The organism is Hafnia paralvei (assembly GCF_020150375.1).
Lineage (GTDB): Bacteria > Pseudomonadota > Gammaproteobacteria > Enterobacterales > Enterobacteriaceae > Hafnia > Hafnia paralvei.
This window is the reverse complement of the sequence record NZ_CP083737.1, coordinates 1,744,790-1,763,876: the sequence shown is the minus strand read 5'-3', so window position 1 is coordinate 1,763,876 and position 19,087 is coordinate 1,744,790. Positions and strand designations below refer to the sequence as shown.

Annotated in this window: 15 protein-coding genes; 8 read left to right on the top strand and 7 right to left on the bottom strand. The window is 45.7% G+C overall.

Annotated features, from left to right (window positions below; genetic code table 11):
• The first annotated feature begins 214 nt into the window (after positions 1 to 214).
• The 4 genes from ybjG (at position 215) to K9N75_RS08325 (ending at position 5,567) form a co-directional block, all read left to right on the top strand.
• Positions 215 to 823 (top strand): undecaprenyl-diphosphate phosphatase, encoded by a 609-nt coding sequence (gene ybjG, locus K9N75_RS08340; protein ID WP_008812954.1) that lies wholly within the window; start codon positions 215 to 217, stop codon positions 821 to 823.
• Positions 824 to 1,101: 278 nt separating this feature from the next.
• Positions 1,102 to 1,866 carry a DNA-binding transcriptional repressor DeoR gene (gene deoR / locus K9N75_RS08335; RefSeq protein WP_020303855.1) on the top strand — a complete coding sequence of 255 codons (765 nt, stop codon included), beginning with the start codon at positions 1,102 to 1,104 and terminating at the stop codon, positions 1,864 to 1,866.
• Positions 1,867 to 2,742: 876 nt separating this feature from the next.
• Positions 2,743 to 4,032: an HAAAP family serine/threonine permease gene (locus K9N75_RS08330; RefSeq protein ID WP_008812952.1), complete on the top strand. Its 1,290-nt coding sequence runs from the start codon at positions 2,743 to 2,745 to the stop codon at positions 4,030 to 4,032.
• A 167-nt stretch (positions 4,033 to 4,199) separates the two neighbouring features.
• A complete protein-coding gene (locus K9N75_RS08325) occupies positions 4,200 to 5,567 on the top strand; it encodes an L-serine ammonia-lyase (protein WP_004095916.1) in 1,368 nt (455 codons plus the stop codon).
• 306 nt (positions 5,568 to 5,873) lie between these two features.
• Here the strand turns inward: K9N75_RS08325 and K9N75_RS08320 are convergent, their stop codons facing one another.
• The 5 genes from K9N75_RS08320 to K9N75_RS08300 form a co-directional block, all read right to left on the bottom strand.
• On the bottom strand, positions 5,874 to 7,082 hold the full coding sequence (locus K9N75_RS08320) for a serine hydrolase (RefSeq protein WP_061060221.1): 1,209 nt from the start codon (positions 7,080 to 7,082) through the stop codon (positions 5,874 to 5,876).
• Positions 7,083 to 7,448: 366 nt separating this feature from the next.
• A complete protein-coding gene (locus tag K9N75_RS08315; RefSeq protein ID WP_224452465.1) occupies positions 7,449 to 8,777 on the bottom strand; it encodes a c-type cytochrome in 1,329 nt (442 codons plus the stop codon).
• A 12-nt stretch (positions 8,778 to 8,789) separates the two neighbouring features.
• Positions 8,790 to 10,574: a GMC family oxidoreductase gene (locus K9N75_RS08310; protein ID WP_004095925.1), complete on the bottom strand. Its 1,785-nt coding sequence runs from the start codon at positions 10,572 to 10,574 to the stop codon at positions 8,790 to 8,792.
• 3 nt (positions 10,575 to 10,577) lie between these two features.
• Positions 10,578 to 11,315 (bottom strand): gluconate 2-dehydrogenase subunit 3 family protein, encoded by a 738-nt coding sequence (locus K9N75_RS08305; RefSeq protein WP_004095927.1) that lies wholly within the window; start codon positions 11,313 to 11,315, stop codon positions 10,578 to 10,580.
• Between the two features lie 441 nt (positions 11,316 to 11,756).
• Positions 11,757 to 12,395, bottom strand: a complete 639-nt coding sequence (locus tag K9N75_RS08300) for a homoserine/threonine efflux transporter (protein ID WP_224452464.1) — start codon at positions 12,393 to 12,395, stop codon at positions 11,757 to 11,759.
• Positions 12,396 to 12,626: 231 nt separating this feature from the next.
• Between K9N75_RS08300 and K9N75_RS08295 the strand changes: the two genes are divergently transcribed.
• The 4 genes from K9N75_RS08295 (at position 12,627) to K9N75_RS08280 (ending at position 16,839) form a co-directional block, all read left to right on the top strand.
• Positions 12,627 to 13,520 carry a leucine-rich repeat domain-containing protein gene (locus tag K9N75_RS08295; RefSeq protein ID WP_224452463.1) on the top strand — a complete coding sequence of 298 codons (894 nt, stop codon included), beginning with the start codon at positions 12,627 to 12,629 and terminating at the stop codon, positions 13,518 to 13,520.
• Between the two features lie 50 nt (positions 13,521 to 13,570).
• Complete coding sequence (locus K9N75_RS08290; protein WP_224452462.1) at positions 13,571 to 14,392, top strand: MBL fold metallo-hydrolase; 822 nt, start codon at positions 13,571 to 13,573, stop codon at positions 14,390 to 14,392.
• 405 nt (positions 14,393 to 14,797) lie between these two features.
• Positions 14,798 to 15,994, top strand: a complete 1,197-nt coding sequence (locus K9N75_RS08285; protein WP_114444737.1) for an MFS transporter — start codon at positions 14,798 to 14,800, stop codon at positions 15,992 to 15,994.
• Between the two features lie 158 nt (positions 15,995 to 16,152).
• Complete coding sequence (locus K9N75_RS08280) at positions 16,153 to 16,839, top strand: Crp/Fnr family transcriptional regulator (protein ID WP_064574468.1); 687 nt, start codon at positions 16,153 to 16,155, stop codon at positions 16,837 to 16,839.
• A gap of 90 nt (positions 16,840 to 16,929) precedes the next feature.
• Here the strand turns inward: K9N75_RS08280 and K9N75_RS08275 are convergent, their stop codons facing one another.
• Both K9N75_RS08275 and tsgA read right to left on the bottom strand, forming a co-directional pair.
• Positions 16,930 to 17,766, bottom strand: a complete 837-nt coding sequence (locus K9N75_RS08275) for a nucleoside-specific channel-forming Tsx family protein (protein ID WP_064574471.1) — start codon at positions 17,764 to 17,766, stop codon at positions 16,930 to 16,932.
• A gap of 114 nt (positions 17,767 to 17,880) precedes the next feature.
• Positions 17,881 to 19,062 carry an MFS transporter TsgA gene (gene tsgA, locus K9N75_RS08270; RefSeq protein WP_130975436.1) on the bottom strand — a complete coding sequence of 394 codons (1,182 nt, stop codon included), beginning with the start codon at positions 19,060 to 19,062 and terminating at the stop codon, positions 17,881 to 17,883.
• Between the last annotated feature and the right edge of the window lie 25 nt (positions 19,063 to 19,087).

The following is a 19,087-nucleotide window of genomic DNA, read 5'->3' as shown; positions in this document are numbered from 1 at the left end:
TTTTAATCTTAAATTCAAATATTCGCACTTATTGCAAACTTTAGGATTACTAGCCTTTACTCCCTCGACATCGACTTTTATTGTATGCCTCCTTTTGCCGTCACTGATGCGGATCAATGTGATCTTGCGGCTCGGCTTTGTAAGGCTCTGTTCGATGAAAGTCGTTTTTTATCGAGATTGCCTATTTCGGGTTTGTTAATAGAGTAAGACGTATATGGAACAGTTTAACCAAGCGTTCTTTCTGCTGGTGAACGCTACACCAAATTCCCCTGCTTGGCTCATCACGCTAGCTAAGTTTTTTGCCAACGATCTTATCGCCATAGTCCCCATCCTCATTGTTGGGTTTTGGCTATGGGGGCCACGTAAAGAGATGGCAGAAAACCGCACTCTGGCAACGAAAGCCACCTTCGCTCTCGTCTTTGCCTTATTAGCCTCACGTGTTATCGGCATGGTATTTCCTCACGCAAGGCCCTTTGTCGATGGATTTGGTCACCAGTTCATTCCACATGCACCAGATAATTCATTTCCAAGCGACCACGGCACCGGTATTTTCACTTTCGCACTGGCTTTCCTTTTCTGGTATCGCCGAATTTGGCTTGGCGCACTATTAATCGTTTTGGGTGCAGGCATTGCGTGGTCACGTGTCTATCTTGGCGTACATTGGCCGCTAGACATGGTAGGAGGGCTTTTAGTTGGCCTAATGAGCTGTGCTGTCACTCAGCTATTATGGGGCGTGATCGGACAAGGCATAGTGAATCGTCTATACCAAGTTTATCAGTTTAGTTTTGCGCTCCCTATTCGTCGCGGTTGGGTGAGACAATAACCAAATACATACTATGAGCCCGTTTCTACGGGCTTTTTTGTGTTTGCTACACTACATTTGCACGACATTGACAACATTGCAGATTTGCGCCTCGGCAGGCACAGAGGTAAGATAAAAAACCTCGCGAAAGTTTGAATTCGTTGAAAGTAGTCGCATTTATCTCATCCAGCGTATTGTTGGAACTGTTGTACCTTACCCAAAATCTCATGGGAAAAGGCATCCCGATTATCTTTGTCCGGATTATGCTTTCTGCTCCGGCCACTTTATTGAGAAAAATTATGGAAACCCGGCGTTACGATCGTATTAACCGCTTATCACAGGCGCTCAAACGAACAGATAAACTGCATCTTAAAGATGCCGCCGAGTTGCTCAATGTTTCCGAGATGACGGTTCGCCGCGATTTAGCTTCACAGAGTAGCGATGTGGTGCTGTTGGGAGGATATGTGGTACTGGATCCCAAAATCCACCAAAGCGCTCGCTACTTCGTGACCGACCAGCAAGAAAAACGCGTTAAAGAGAAGCGCCACATCGGCACACTCGCTGCTCAATTAGTGCAGGAAGACGACGTGGTGTTTTTTGACTGCGGCACAACGGTTCCATTCATTATCGATGCATTGGATGAATCACTGAGCTTCACGGGGGTCTGCTACTCCCTGAATACCTTCATGGCGCTGCGCACCAAACCAAACTGCAAAGTGATTCTATGCGGTGGTTCATTTAACCCTGACAGCGCCATCTTTGTGCCAAACGGCATCAGCAGCGAGTTAGACAATCTTTGCCCAACGATTGCATTTATCTCTGCGGCAGGCATTACGCCAAAACAAGGCGCTACCTGTTTTAATCTGGACGAGATAGCACTTAAGCAAAAAGCCATTCAAAGAGCCCGCCGTTCAGTGCTGATCGCTGATGCCAGCAAGTTTGGCGAGGTCAAGCCCGCGTGGATCGCCCCCCTTTCCGAATTTTCCATTCTGGTCACCGATCAAGCTCCCCGTTCAGAGATTTGCCAGTTCCTGATCCTGAAAAACGTACAGTTATTATGCTAACTTCTATTTTTTACGTAGTATCACTTTGATAATCAAATTTATGAACTACAGTTTCAATTTTAATTGAGCTGTAGTCATTTTGCCCTATTTTAAAGCTCAATTATTTACCATTCACAAATTCCCACATTGCCAATTCCTTTACTACCAGTGAGTTAATTAGTCATACTTAATTGCCAATTCTATTTATACCCGTGACTATTGATTATTAATCACTCTAGTTTAATAACCTATTTTATTATAATTACCCTGCTTGATACGCATATTTTATGTTCAACGTTGTACTAAATTCACACAAGAATAAAATCATACAAAAACAGTTAGTTATGTTATTACCCGCTCATAATTTACCTGTTTACTATAACTATTGTTATAAATTGTCGTTTTTTGAAATTAAGTGAAATCGTGATTTTTATTTCACATAAGAAACGAATTTTTACTATTTATCCTATGACTGTTAATCAGCATTGTTTTCCCTGTTAAATTTGTGTGTTTGTTTTAGCCAAAAAAATAGAAAAAACGCCATAAAATCGAGTGAATATCGCATTTGAGAGGCGGATCACGGACGTTTCAACTGTAAAAATATATCTTTGCCGCCGAAAACCATTGCTGCACATTACGAATAAAAGATCGCGTTATGAACGGACTGTTTTTTGTTCGATTTTTCTTATTTTGGTCGAGCAGACAAAAGTGAGTTCCTATATAGTGCAGCGGCTTTAGGCTTTATTTAATGGTGTAAATCCATTTTTTAATAAACCAGGTTATAAACAACACACTAAGTATGTTGAATTGAATAAAGTTCTTTCGTGAAATCTCACGCTAGAACGATGTCTTGTTTTGAAAAGAAACTGTTTTAAACGTGTTCACTTCGGAGACCCTATGGACACTACTCAGACTAGTACTGTTACTTCTACTTCTGGTTCCGCAACGGCCTGGCGTAAGTCAGATACCATGTGGATGCTGGGCCTGTACGGCACAGCGATTGGCGCGGGCGTATTGTTCCTGCCAATCAACGCCGGTGTCGGTGGCTTAATCCCACTGATCATCATGGCTATTATCGCTTTCCCTATGACTTTCTTTGCGCACCGCGGTCTGACCCGTTTCGTGCTGTCTGGTAAAAATCCTGGTGAAGATATCACCGAAGTTGTAGAAGAGCATTTTGGCGTTGGCGCAGGTAAACTGATTACCCTGCTTTACTTCTTCGCTATCTACCCAATTCTGTTAGTTTACAGCGTTGCTATCACTAACACCGTTGACAGCTTCATTACTCACCAATTGGGTATGACGGCTCCTCCACGTGCAATTCTGTCTCTGATCCTGATTCTGGGTCTGATGACGATTGTTCGTCTGGGTGAACAGTTCATCGTTAAAGCAATGAGCATCTTGGTATTCCCGTTTGTTGCGGTACTGATGCTGCTGGCTCTGTATCTGATCCCTAACTGGAATGGCGCTATCTTCGAAACGGCTGCAATGACTCAGTCTATGAACGGAAGCGGCCTGTGGATGACTCTGTGGCTGGTTATTCCTGTCATGGTGTTCTCTTTCAACCACTCACCTATCATCTCTGCGTTCGCGGTAGCAAAACGTGAAGAATATGGCGTAGATGCTGAAAAGAAATGCTCCAAAATTCTGGCTTATGCGCACATCATGATGGTTCTGACCGTTATGTTCTTCGTATTTAGCTGTGTATTGAGCCTGTCTCCAGCAGATCTGGCAGAAGCTAAAGCACAGAACATCTCAATTCTGTCCTACTTAGCTAACCACTTTAATACTCCAGTTATCGCATACATGGCGCCTGTTATTGCCTTCATCGCGATCACTAAATCCTTCTTGGGTCACTATTTGGGTGCTCGTGAAGGCTTCAACGGTATGGTTATCAAGTCTCTGCGTAGCAAAGGCAAAACCATCGAAACGAATAAGCTGAACAAAATTACTGCGCTGTTCATGCTGCTGACGACTTGGGCTGTTGCAACGCTGAACCCAAGCATTCTGGGCATGATTGAAACCTTGGGTGGCCCAGTCATCGCGATGATCCTGTTCCTGATGCCAATGTATGCCATCCATAAAGTACCTGCGATGCGTAAATACAGCGGCCACATCAGCAACGTGTTCGTGGTTGTCATGGGTCTGATTGCAATCTCTGCAATCCTGTACACCCTGTTCGGTTAATCGCTGTAAGAGTTATGTTCTACCGGCCAGCGCACATTCTCTCGCGCTGGCCGTATCACTCCCCTTCTCTGGCAGCATCATTCTTTATATCCAAAGTAATTGGAATTGCAGCACGGCAGCAGCTTCAAGTACGAAGGATATAGCCCTGTTTCACGTACGGAGGCGACATGATTAGCGTATTTGATATTTATAAAATTGGCATTGGCCCATCCAGCTCCCATACCGTTGGCCCAATGAAAGCCGGTAAAGAGTTCTCTGACGATCTGATTAAAAAAGGCATCTTGAACGATGTCACCCGCGTAGTTGTTGACGTTTACGGCTCACTTTCCCTGACCGGTAAAGGCCACCACACGGATTTGGCTATTATCATGGGATTAGCAGGCAACATGCCTGATAGCGTCGATATCGACATGATCCCAGGCTTTATCAAAGATGTAGAACAGCGTGGGCGTTTACTGTTGGCTAAAGGCCAGCACGAAGTGGATTTTCCGCTGGAAACCAGCATGAATTTCCACCAAGACAATCTTTCCCTGCATGAAAATGGTATGCGCATTACTGCGCTGTCAGGGGATAGCGTTGTTCACAGCAAAACCTATTACTCTATCGGCGGCGGTTTCATCGTTGACGAAGAAAACTTCGGCAAGCAATCTGAAAATGAAGTTCAGGTACCTTATCCATTCAAGAGCGCGGCTGATTTGCAAGAGCACTGCAAAGCATCGGGCCTGTCTCTGTCTGGTTTGGTAATGCAAAACGAACTCGCCTTGCATAGCAAAGAAGAGATCGATGCACACTTCACGCGCGTTTGGGATGTTATGCGCAGCGGAATTGAGCGCGGTATGAATACTGAAGGCATTTTGCCTGGGCCACTACGTGTTCCGCGCCGTGCTTCAGCACTGCGTCGCATGCTGGTCACCCATGACAAAATGAGCGTGGATCCAATGGCCGTTGTTGACTGGATCAACATGTACGCCTTTGCGGTAAACGAAGAGAACGCGGCCGGCGGGCGCGTCGTGACGGCGCCAACCAACGGCGCATGCGGAATTATTCCGGCGGTTCTGGCCTATTACGATAAATTCATCCGTGAAGTTAATACCAACTCCTACTCTCGCTACTTCTTAGCATCTGGGGTTATCGGTGCACTCTACAAGATGAACGCGTCGATTTCTGGTGCAGAGGTGGGCTGTCAGGGTGAAGTTGGCGTAGCCTGTTCGATGGCCGCAGCAGGTCTTACCGAATTGATGGGCGGAAGTCCGGCACAGGTATGCATGGCAGCAGAAATTGCTATGGAACATAACCTTGGTTTAACCTGCGACCCAGTTGCCGGTCAGGTTCAAGTACCTTGCATCGAGCGTAACGCCATCGCTGCGGTAAAAGCGGTGAATGCTTCACGTATGGCAATGCGCCGTACCAGCGACCCACGCGTATGTCTGGATAAAGTCATCGAAACGATGTACGAAACGGGCAAAGACATGAACTCAAAATACCGCGAAACATCACGCGGTGGCTTGGCGTTGAAAGTACTGACCTGCGGTTGATTCTATTGTTAATGGGTGCTTAGTGACCAAACTAAACCCCCGTTGATTCAGCCCCCCCCTCCAAAGTGCGAGTTAACAATTGTTGCTCGCACTTTGAGTCTCAATATGTTGAATATTTCTATCCCAAACAGCCTCTCCCACCGCGCCTCCCTCTTGTATTCCAGTCAAAGCGACCAGACCTTTCAAAACCAATAAAATAGGTAAGTACACTCTTTTTATCGGTTAAGTTAGTCGCACATAGGGATCGGAGGAGTAATTAATAAGAAATCAGCGTGCATCCTGCACGCTGATTATTGACACTATGACTTAACCAAACCACGAGCCGAATATCTGATGAATTTTCATCATCACAAAATCGATCATCCGGCCAAAAAACCCCGCCTCTTTAACCTCATTTAGCACCACCAGCGGGCGCTGTTCGATAGTTTTGCCATTCAATTGGAAATCGATAGTTCCCACCACCTGCCCTTTAGCTAGAGGGGCTTCAAGCTGTGGCTGATTGAGCGTAAAGCTTGCCTTCAGATTTTTTAACTGCCCGCGCGGAATAGTGACAGCGGCGTTTTTATTCACGCCCAACTCGACTTCACTCTTATCCCCGAACCAGACTTTTTCGGTAGTAAATGCCTGACCCACTTTGATTGGCGTTACAGTTTCATAAAAACGGAAGCCCCAAGTCAGCAATTTTTTGCTTTCTTCGAAGCGAATACGATCCGTCGGAGCACCCAACACGACGGAAATTAAGCGCATTGGCCCATCGGTTGCCGAAGAAACCAGATTGTGCCCCGCGCCAGACGTGTAGCCGGTTTTAATACCATCCACGTTTAGGCTACTATCCCAGAGCAAGCGGTTACGATTGACCTGACGAATCTTATTGAAGGTAAACTCTTTCTCTTTATGTAGCGCATATTCATCAGGCACATCGGCAATCAGACGTTGGCTAATCAGCGCCATATCACGTGCCGAGCTGTATTGGCCCTCAGAGTCCAAACCATGCACGGTTTTAAACGACGTATTTTTTAGCCCCCAAGCCTCAACGTATTTATTCATCAGGCTCACAAAAGCGTCCTGACTTCCAGCAACGTAATCAGCTAATGCAATACTCGCGTCGTTACCCGACTGGATAACCACACCTTTATTTAACTCAGAGACGGGCACGCGATCGCCCGGCTTGAGGAACATCAGCGACGAGCCACGTAAGATGGGATTCCCCGTTGCCCAAGCATCTTTTCCCACCACCACCATATCGTTCGGCGTGATTTTTCCTGCTTTGATTGACTGGCCAATCACATAGCTGGCCATGATTTTTGTCAGACTTGCGGGATCCAAACGCTCATCGGCGTTAGCTTCAGTCAAGATTTTCCCGCTATCGTAATCCATCAGCACATAGGCTTTGGCGTTGATTTGTGGGGCCGCTGGTGCAGCCTGATCGGCATAGGTCATCGGGATCGCCATTAGTGTTAGGCCTGCCCCGAGAGTGATTTTTTTGATTAACGTAGTGAGTGCGATTTTCTTCATGATGATGCCAGCGTATCCATTCAGATAAACAAAAATTAATCTTTACCTTCGCAAAGCTTTTTCAAGCCCTGCTTGGAACCATAACGGCTTTAACTTAAAGAATAAACCCCCGATTATTAGTCCTTTAAATATAATCCAACCTTACAGACTCGCTAATCAATTTTTTTGCTTAATCGTTGTGCTGCTCATGGTCGATTTGTCACTAACTCACGATGCGATAGCGTTTTCTTGAGTTCTGGGGAGAGAATAAACGCGTTCGCCATTGCCGCTAGATTGCCGCATCAACAGACTAATGGGTAATGCCTAGTATAAATTTGTCCTATCTACAATCGATAAAAAACCCCGGACTTGCCGGGGTCGTTTATGCTAGTGCTGACTCGCCGTCAATTTTTCAATGTCAGGGCTACCAAGCAGTTTAGGGTCAGGGATAATATCTTTATCCTCACGCACCTTGGCCACATCTTTAGCCGTAATTTCTGGAGCTATATTCCCCCAGCTGGTGCGGATAAAGTTAACGACGTCTGCGACCTGCTGATCGTTTAAGCGCCATCCAAACGCTGGCATGGTGATAGACGATGGAGCCCCCTGCACTCCGGGTAACGTATTACCCGTGAGCACAACATGGATCAGCGAAGTGGCGTCATCCGTCATCACGACGGGATTACCTCGTAATTCTGGGAAGAATCGAGTATAGCCGCTGCCGTCGGTGCGGTGACACGCAGCACAGTTATCCACATACAATGCAGCGCCCGTTTTACTGTCATCGCCTTTCCACAGCGCATTAGCAACGGTTTTATCCTCTTTAAACGGCTTTTGATCCTTATCATTCGCTGGAAGCGATTTCAGATAACGCGCAATCGCCGTGGCATCTTCAGGAGTTAAGTATTGCAAGCTGTGCTCAACCACATCAGTCATACCGCCAAACACCGCAGTACGATCGTTGCGCCCCGTGCGCAAAAACTCAGTCAGATCCTGCTCGCTCCAACTTCCTAGGCCGTCTTTATAATCGCCTCGCAGATTCGTGGCAATCCAACCGTCAATCGGTGCACTGCCTGATAGGTAGACTTCGCCCTCATCGTTATTTAATGCCTTTTCCTGCATTGTGATGCTGCGAGGTGTATGGCAGGCACCACAGTGCCCTAAGCCTTCAACCAAATAGCGACCGCGCGCCAATACGGCATCTTCACCCTGTGCTGGGGTGAAATCTTGCACATCAGGGGCAAACATACCGCGCCAGATAGACAGCGGCCAACGCATCGACAGAGGCCAAGGAATATCACTGTCTTTGTTTGCCTGAGCGACAGGTTTTACCCCTTGCATGAAGTAAGCATAGAGCGCACGCATATCCGGCTCAGTCACCACCGCATAAGAAGGATATGGCATCGCGGGATAAAGTGTATCGCCGTTCTTAGCAACGCCGTGGCGTACCGCTTTATCAAAATCCTCAAATGAGTATTCACCAATACCGTGCTTTTTATCCGGAGTAATATTGGTACTGTAGATGGTGCCAATCGGCGTGGCCATTGGCAGCCCCCCCGCAAAAGGTGTTCCCCCCTTGCTAGTATGACACGCCACACAGTCACCGACTCGCGCCAGATATTCACCACGTTTAATCAAATCGACACCGCTGGTTTCTTGCGCAGCGGCACTAAGACTAATCGCGCTAAGCACCAGAGCTGAGATAAGTTTTTTCATTTTCTGGTTTCCTTATGCCTGCACCAACGGTCCTGGATTTTTCAAATACTGTTCGCGAATTGCACGAGCAGACCAGTAAGTCAGTGCCGCTAAGGTACCTGTTGGGTTATAGCCCAAACCTTGTGGGAATGCAGATGCCCCCGGTACAAATACGTTTGGCACATCCCAACTTTGTAAATAGCGGTTAATCGCGCTGGTTTTAGGGTCTTCCCCCATAATCGCGCCGCCGTTCATATGCGTGGTCTGATAGACCGTGGTATCGAAATGCGTTCCTTCAGATTTTGGCGAACCGCTGATTACAGTAGGGTTCATGGCTTCCGCAATCTTATGCATCCGGCCATGCATGAACTGCGACATTTTGATGTCATTTTCTTGCCAGTCAAACGTCATACGCAGCAGCGGCTGACCATAAACATCTTTATAGTTCGGGTCGAGATCCAGATAGTTGGCACGATAAGACTGATGTGCGCCATGTGCATCCATAGAGACATGGTGCGAGTAGACATCAGCCACTTCCGCTTTCCATTTACTGCCCCACGTTGGTGTGCCCGGACGCGTTGGCAAACCTGAAATAGGTTTGGTCCCCGCCTGATTCACCCAGAATGGAGATCCCCCGACAAAGCCGTATTTCGCATGGTCAAAGTTATCAGCGTTAAAATCATCGACACCCACGCCAGCGCCACCCGCACCAATAAACGTATTGGTGAAGATATCTTTATTAAAGAAAGCCTTGATAGTCGAAATGTTTTGGTAAGCGAAGTTACGCCCCACCACACCTTCATTGGTAATAGGGTTATAAGGTTTACCAATTCCAGATAACAACATCAGATGCACGTTGTGGAACTGGAATGCAGCCAGAATCACCAAATCAGCAGGCTGTTCAACCTGACGCCCCTGCGCATCCACATAAGTTACGCCAGTGGCGCGTTTTTTATCATCGGTCAGATTAACGCGCAGCACATGTGAGTTGGTACGCAACTCAAACTTAGGTTCTTGGCGCAGCGCTGGCCACACGTTAACGTTCGGAGAGGCTTTGGAATACATGTAACATGCATAGCCGCTACAGAATCCGCAGAAATTACATGGCCCCATCTGAGCACCATAGGTATTGGTATATGGACCAGAGGTGTTTGCCGATGGCAAATCATAAGGATGATAGCCCACAGATTCAGCTGCTTGAGCAAACATTTGTGCTGAGAAGGTGCGCTTCTGCGCAGGCAGTGGGAAGTTATCTGAGCGATCCGGCGCAAACGGATTGCCTCCCTTACCCTGTCCGACAACTTTACCTTTTACGCTCCACGGTGTACCCGAAGTGCCAAATACTTTTTCAGCCTTATCAAAATAGGGTTCAAGCTCTTCATAAGTCACGCCGAAATCCTGAATGGTCATGCCTTCAGGAATAAAGTTTTTACCGTAACGCTCTTCATAATGGCTGCGCATGCGCAATTCCATAGGGTCGATACGAAAATGTACACCTGACCAATGTAACCCAGCCCCACCGGTTCCCGTACCGGGTAAAAATGCGGCAAGCTGACGGTAGGGTAATGCGGTTTGCGAAGCATTATGGCGGATTGTGACGGTGCTTTTCGACAGGTCTTGGAACAGTTTACGGCGGATGTTATAGGTCAATTCGTCGATAACCTGCGGATAAGCGCCGTCAGGATAGGTGTCACGATGCGGACCTCTTTCCAATACCACCACGTTTAAGCCCGCTTCGGTTAGCTCCTTCGCCATGATAGAACCGGCCCAACCAAACCCAACCACGACCGCATCAACTTTCTTCATTGTATTCGCCATGACTTATCCCCTTTCTCCGCGAATAGATACCGGAGGGAACGGATAACGTTCACCGCGCTCTACCCAGTCCATAAAATCGGCTCGTGCGCCGGGGAAGTTAATTAACGTCCAGCCCACCATTCCTTGATTGCCACCGTGAATAGGGTCGCTAAAGAATCCTTCACGCGTGTTTTGCAGTAAGAAAGAGAAAAAGACCTTAGACGGAACCTGAGTGAATTCAGCCTTACCGCCTTCCATCTGGCTTAAGAGATCGTCTTGCTTATCTTGCGGCAGCTCAGCAAAAACTTTACCTCCCTGCTTTTTGGCATAATCATTCGCTTCAGCCACGCCTAAACGATAAATTTGCTGTGGGGTTAGCGGTAGTTGATAGCCAAAATCGTGCTCGGCGTCAGGATTAAATGGCCCTTGCATATACCACTGGGAACCCGTGGCATACGGCGTGTTCATCTGGCGATCGATGAACTCAGGAACGCCTGCTTCCAAAGCCCCAGGGCCGCGATCGTCATTGGGAATCAAACGTGCGACGGCGGCTTTGACAAAGGCATATTCTTCAGGGGTGAAAAAGGTAGGATTGTAATCACGCGCTGTGTGTTTTTCTGGCGCTTTAGGTTCTGCCGCTTGAACGATGGCCGGAGCGGCAAGAGAGCCGATTCCCGTTCCGCCAATAGCCACTGCGGGTACTAACGTTATTGTTTTTAGTAGGAAATCTCTTCTCGAGCTTCCTGAGGTTTCTTTTGCCATGACATTGCCCACTTACAAAATGTTATCAGTTATTTAACACCATTTCCTTGATGAATGTGTTGTTATGAAACATTTATTTACGTTCCGCTACGTTTTGAAATGGCGGTTTTGGGCTAAATAATGGACACTGTTACGGGTAACTTGCTGATTAGGGTAGAAAAGGAACACTAAAAATTTGTTAATTGTTTAATGTGATAGATCGCACGAAATGTTGCTTAATTGAACAAAAAACAAACAATAAAAACTAACAAGTTTATATACAAAAACAGAGCAGCAAGCGCAGATATTCGCTAGCGTAAAAAGAGGTGGCTTACCTAGCAATATAGCCGTTAGGCATATTAATCATACATATCGTCCCCAACACGATGTCACAATATTCACCCAGTATCAGCATAGTTGATATCTGAACAAATACTTCAGCAACGCGATGTTATATTACGATTAGCGGCTTAATTCACGGCCACCTTCATAGATAAGTCGCAGAGCAAATATGCCCACCACTGCGCCGATGATTTTGCTGGCAGCGCGCTGAATACGAGAATAGGCACGACGCACCACGGAAAGAGAGAAAGCCTGACTGAGAAAAATTCGCCACAGGACAGAACTCAAAACAATACCTGCCCATGTCAACAACTTAGCCCAGATAGGGGTATCTGCACTCAGCGTGACGGAAAAAATGCTGATGAAGAAAAGCACGGTCTGCGGATTAGAAAGGTCGGTAATCAAACCACGGCGAAAAAACACCGCGCCCTTTCCGGGAATAAGCGTATGCAATGCGCTAATTTGCACGTCATTTTGATTACGCACGACGCCGTAGGCATACCAAAGCAAATAGAGGCCGCCTGCTATTTTTATCAATGAAAACAGGCTTTCAAACTGAGTCATTAAGGCGACCATACCAAATAGACCCAGACCGGAATAAATAGCGTCCCCCAGTGCAACCCCTAAACCAGTACACACACCCGCTCGACGCCCTGAAGATAAGCTGGTTTGCACCACCACAAAGAGGTTTGCGCCGGGATTAAAAAATGTGAGAACAAACAACCCAATAGTGACCCAAATCGCATGCAGTGGTTCCATAGTTCATCTCAACTTTTGCCAATATGTTATGCATTATGAAAATCTATTCATCGCAGCGATGTGCTCTCTATCACTATTTAAAAACAAGCGTATTCACAAAGATCTCATCGCGTCATGAAGAGGCTATTTGTTCTTCCACACCTCAGTTTTAGCCCCTTAACCTTTTCATCTCTTGGCAAACTGGCTAGATTGATGAATTCGCCCTCGGCATGACTTATTAGGACAGTTTGTATGTTATTACACCAGCGAACAAGCTCATCTTCTAGCCAAAGCAATACACGGTTCCTCAATCTGGATAACCAACAGCTTGAATGTCTCGATGGTATTGAACTCAACGCAAGCCTGACGGGGCTTAGCGTATATAATAATCAATTAAGCTCATACCCTGAGCAAATTGGAATGCTATCTGAACTTCAGGTGCTCAATATTTCCTGTAATCAGATGACCAAAATTCCCGACAGCATCGGGCAGCTTAGGGCGTTAGAAATGCTCGATCTCGGGCATAACCGCTTGTCCGAACTGCCAGACACCATGGGAAAGCTCACGCAGCTAATTTATCTCTATTTGAGTAATAACTCGCTTACGGACATTCCCGCCACATTTTCTGCCCTGCGGAATTTGCGCTACCTCAACATCACCGATAATCATCTCACGGAGATCCCTGAGGCTGTTTTTGCGATGTCAGCGTTGGAGGAGTTACGGTTATACAACAACAAAATATCCGTTCTTGCAGAAAAAATTAGCGAACTGAAAAATCTGCAAGAATTGCATCTGATGAACAACCATTTCAGTCAGTTTCCTGATTCAATAGGGCAACTTACCCAGCTTCGGGTACTCGATATCTCAGGTAATAGGATTAAATCTATCCCTGATTCATTTGCTCAATTGAACCACTTACAAGATCTCAACTTCAGATTTAACAATCTGTCTGAAGTACCAGACACGATTGCCGCACTGACTCAACTACAGACGCTGGATTTACGCGCCAATAATCTGACGTCGCTGCCGGAAAGCATTCAGGAACTTAAAAATCTCAAACGTCTCGACCTACGCTGGAATTCATTTACCACTTATCCAGAGCAATTGGTTTCACTCGTAAAACAGGGCTGCCTAATTCATATCTAAAAAGCGCGGCCTAAGCCCGCGGATAAGATAATAAATAGAAGAGAAAACGGATGTCGCTCAACATCACGGTACTGTTAGAAAATAAAAACCGTCACCCACAGTTAGACGGCGGCGTAGGATTAAGTCTATTGCTGGATGATGGTGAACAACGCATCTTATTTGATACCGGACAAGATCAGCGATTTTGTGACAATGCACACCGATTAGGAATTGATTTAGGCACCCTTACTCGCGTCGTGTTATCGCATGGACACTACGATCATTTTGGCGGTCTGCCCTACCTCATTCCTCATACGCCGTATAAGCCTGAAGTCATTTGTCACCCAGACGTCTTTCTTACTCGTTATGCGGGAAAATTTGTCGGTTCACGCGCGATAAGACTAAAAAAAATCTCCCCAGAAAATAGCGAAACAGCGCTTAAAACGCATTTTCCTTTTCGCCTTTCTCGCCATCCCGTATCGATTGGCAGTCGATTTATTTTTGCTGGTGAAATTGAGCGCAGCAATAAACACAAAAGTTTTGGCCTTATTGAAAACGAAGATGGCTTCACCACCGACTACGTTAAGGATGATAGCTGTCTCATTTGGCAGGGAAGCCAAGGCCTCATCATTATCGTTGGCTGCTCTCACTCAGGCATCTGCGATATCATCCGTTATGCCAAGCATATTACCGGCATCGATAAAGTCAGCGCCGTTATTGGCGGTCTGCATCTACGCAGTGCAGGCATTCGCGAAATGCTCAGCACCCGCCGCTATTTTCAAGCACAAAATATCGATCTCATCTATGGTTGTCACTGTACGGGAGCCTGGGGGCGTTTATGGCTGCCCAACGCGCAGCCGCTGAACACCGGCGATAGCCTAAGTTTGGAATAATCTTTTAACAACGATGGTTTGCCCAATCCATAAGCCATAGATATAATACACGCTCAATCTAAGGGGAATTCATCCCCTATTAGTGAGCTTATTTCATGGTCTGCAGCTACTTCAAAAAGTCCGTCACCAGACGCAGCTCCGCGCAATCGAAAGATGAAGCGTTGTTCGGAGCCTAATCAGCAGCGTATTGCCGCTTAAACTCTTCATCAGCCAGCCGCTTTTCGTCGTTTAATTACGTCGTTTCGTGCTGTCTGAAATCGAGAGTTTACAAGCTACCTTCCACGCTTTATCTGTGCCCCTTGATGTTGCAAGACATCTGTGACGGATTGTTGAAGTAAACAATCTTTAAGCCGGCTCAACGTTATCCGGCTTTTGAATTGCTTTCTATGAATGAGTATCAACCTTATGACTCCACATTCTTACTGGAAAAAGGACATTACCCTTTTCCTATCTGCCCAAACCATTTCGCTGTTTGGCTCTTCGATCGTGCAGTACGCCATTATCTGGTATATCACACTGACCACATCCTCTGGGCTGATGATCACCCTATCCACCCTATGTGGTTTTTTGCCACAGCTCATCATCTCTCTGTTTGCTGGCGTGTGGGTTGACCGCTATAACCGCAAGTATGTCAGCATGATTTCGGATGCGGTGATTGCCGTGGTTACGCTGCTGTTAGCGATTTCATTTATCCTTGGATACAAGCCGTTATGGCTCATTTTTGCGGTATTAGCGGTACGCTCTTTTGGTACAGGAATCCAAACACCAACGGTTAATTCCATTATTCCTCAGTTGGTTCCCAAAGAGCATTTAATCAGGGTTAACGGGATCAATAGCACACTGAGTTCACTGAATATGCTCATTGCTCCCGCGACGAGCGGCGTTCTCTATGCCTATTTATCTATCGAGAAAATCTTCTTTGTCGATGTTATCACCGCGGCTATCGCGCTCACGCTGATGTCGATGCTGAAGCTAGCCAGACTTTCCAGCCAAAATCTTGAGGGCAAATCGACAATCAAGGCCATCAGAGAAGGTTTCTACTATTTGAAGGAAAACCCTTTTATTAGCTATCTGATTATCTTCTTGATTGTCATGATGATTCTGATAAGCCCCGCGGCGTTTATGACTCCGTTAATGGTTAGCCGTTCGTTTGGCCCTGAAGCCTGGCGTTTGGCTATCAATGAAATGGCATTTAGCAGCGGAGCCATCGTGGGCGGCATCGCGATTGCTATGTGGGGCGGATTCAACAGTCGCCTGCGTACCACCTTGTTGGCGGGCGGCGCCTACGGCTTTTTCATGATTGCGCTCGGCTGCGCACCGGTGTTCGCCATTTATCTGGCCTTTAATTTTCTGATTGGAATTACCATGCCATGTTTTAACGCACCTATCACCGCGTTATTACAGGAAAAGGTTGACCCTGCCATGCATGGCAGAATTTTCAGCTTGGTACAGGTGGCTAACTGCTGTGCACTGCCGCTAGGGATGGTGCTGTTTGGTCCACTGGCCGATCATTTCCGCATTGAGCATTTACTCGTGATGGCCGGTATCTTGGTGCTTCTGCTTTGTGCTCAGCTATTTGTTAAAAGAAAGCTAATGGAGTAAGAGTCGTGGTGGCCTAGTCAACACGGTTAACTGCGGTTTCTCTAGCAGGATCGCAGTTTTTAAATACAAGCTGCATGTTCACCAGCCAAGCGATTATTCTTAATGTTTATTCAGGTATCATATGAATTAAACAGTACGAATACAGCACAGGTGAGAGTATGCAGCTAAAATCATTGGCTAAAGGACGCTTTCAGGGGATTTGGCAGCAGGATGATGCTCTCGTTGAAAAAACTCTGCGTGCATATTTAAACGAAACATGTCTCATCGCAGAGGGAGAGCATCTCTTCAGGCAGGGTCAAGCAGTTAAACAGCTGATGATGGTGGCTTCAGGCAAAATCTCCCTCGGCTACAGCGCTGAAAATGGCAGGCGCTTTCAGCTAGGCACAATGGAATGTGATGAGCAATTATTTGGTGAAATGGAGTTCTTTACAGGGTATCCCTGCCAACTCGATATTATCGCGGAGGAACCGCTGACCGTTGCACTCTGTAGCTGTGAACAGCTAGAAATAGCACTGAGTCAGCACCCCAAGTTAGCAATCTATTTCGCCAGCGCTATGGCTATTGATTATCAAGATACGCTAGATATTTTCCTTCATCGCATGCTTTATCCGATAGCTCATAACGTCGCTTACGATCTCTACCGACAGTATCAGAATAAATTACCCATGGATGGCTTTACAAAAAACTATCTTGAGGCTGAGCGTTTTGGTACAACCGATCGAGTCTATCGCAGGGCAGTCAAAGAACTCATAGATGGTGGTTTAATTATGCGTGGACCACAAGGTTTAGAAATTAAAAACCTTGCTGAGCTGAAGAAATTTTTAGGCAACGATATTGAAGAGTAAGCCTGCCACAATAAATACTGACAACTACAGTTTATTGCAGCAGGCCGTGTTCAATAGATAGATTCGGCTTTTATTATTAAAGACTAACCATTAGAACTTATAGGTCACATCGAAGTAATGACCTATACCGGTCGTTTTACCTGCACCAACCTCATTTTGGGTTAGTGCCATGTTTCGAAAGTATTTTAAACCATAACCGATAGCATAGCGTTCTGAGTGCCAATACAATCCGTTATACCACTCAATGGCATTATTGCTATGCAGCCCATCGTTAGATATCTCATTGGCACCGAATTGATAATCCAAATATCCTTGATAGCTTAGATAGCTTCCGTTTGAGAAATTATAAAATGGCGTAGACCAATTGGTTGAAAACATGTAGCCATCCCATTTTCCTTCATTGGCTGCTCCATAGTTTTCTCGGACATAATGAGCATAAACGTTCATCCCCATTTTTCCGAACCAAGGTACATTAACATCAGCACCCAGACCAATATAATGCTCAAATAATTCGCGATCGCCAATGTTTGTTACGGTCGACAAATACCATTCTTCAATGGGGCCAACCGATAAATCAGTTTCAAATAGCCCATCCAAGGATACACGAGGAGAGATTTTTGCAAAAAAGTTATCGCTATCATGGCGATCATCCTGTTTGCGGTCGAAAATATCAAAGATATCAACGTAGCCATATAAATCAAATATCCCAGAACGACCACCAAACTCCATTTCTAAATAGGTATCATTGTGTGCGCCATAAGGTACTTTGGCATCCACGCTTTGCATTAGGTTAAACTGGAACCACTTATAATCATTTTTATGTGTGTCTCCGTCCTTATAGTCAGCTGCGCTTGCAGCAAACGTTAACCCAGAGAAAATAAAAGCTAATATAGTTTTATTTAAACCCAAAGAGACTGTGCTGGCCATAATTACGTTCCTTATAAATTTAATAATAAGCATTAGTACAATTAATTGGTTTTATTAAAATAGTTATTTTTAGTTCCCAGAGTATTGGCGAATCAATAAGATGAAATAATCATGCTATAAAATACAAGATTCCTTATGAGAATTACGGTTAAACGTTTTTAATACTGCAACTAGCATCAGCATGATAACGAAATAGAGAATAGGAATGGCGTACATAATTGTTTGTATACCTAGCGTTTTTTCTAATAAAGCACTAATAGCAGGGCTAAACATTGCCCCAGCACTACCGCTAATCAGAATATAAGAAACATTTCGACTGCTGGCGTGTTTTACAAATGAAACACCATAAGCAATGAATGAGTTATAAAGCGCCGCGCAAACAAAGCCATAACCGTAGGCTAAATAGTCTAAGTGATTAAGATTATTTGTCGTTACAATACAGGTCGTGATAATGAATGCCAGCATGATAACCCCCATCAAGAAATAATGGATTTTCACTCTGGACACAATTACCGTAGAAACCAATGCCCCGACCAATGCAGCGGCCCAGTATTGCGTAATAATACTTCCGGCAACTTCGAATGGTATACCAAACTTTTGTTTAACAAATAGCGGAGCCCAGGTTAGGAAGGTATATAGCGCTAACATTCCTAAAAACAACCCAATGCCACCGCTAATAATGCCGAAGTTCCATTCAGATTTAACCGCTTCTGTCTGACCCGATACTTTTTCAGGTTCACAGCGAGAGAAGTTTGTCATTGCCACAATGCCTAGCGTCGCTAGAGCCACTATCCCAACCGTTAAGTAGCTATAACTCCAAGACATATTATGGGTGAGTGCATATGTCGTTACTAGAGGGAACACCACTCCTGCCACATTAAAAGTCGCATCTTGAACCACTAACATTGTACTTTGGATTTTGTCATGCCAAACGGCAACAACGATAGTTCCTGCGATACATAAGCCAATACCACCGCAAAAACCCACCAGCGTCATGGCAACCATGACGACCCAGATCCCTCCTATCCAATGCATTGCTAAGGCACAAAGAAACACAATCGAATAGCTAATACATGTCATGCGTTTGACGCCTATTCTCTCAATTAAGAAGAACGCCGCCACGGTTCCCGCTAACGCTCCCCCATTTAATAATGAGAAAACTGAGGCTACCGCATTAATATCTGCGTTATAGCTGTTAGCGATAGGTTCGATTAACATCCCAAACTGGCTAGCAAAACCAGCCATAATAAAATTGGCTAGGAAACTAATAGCCGTAAGTGCAAGTTTATTTTTCATAATTATATTTCCCTGGTGTATCGCT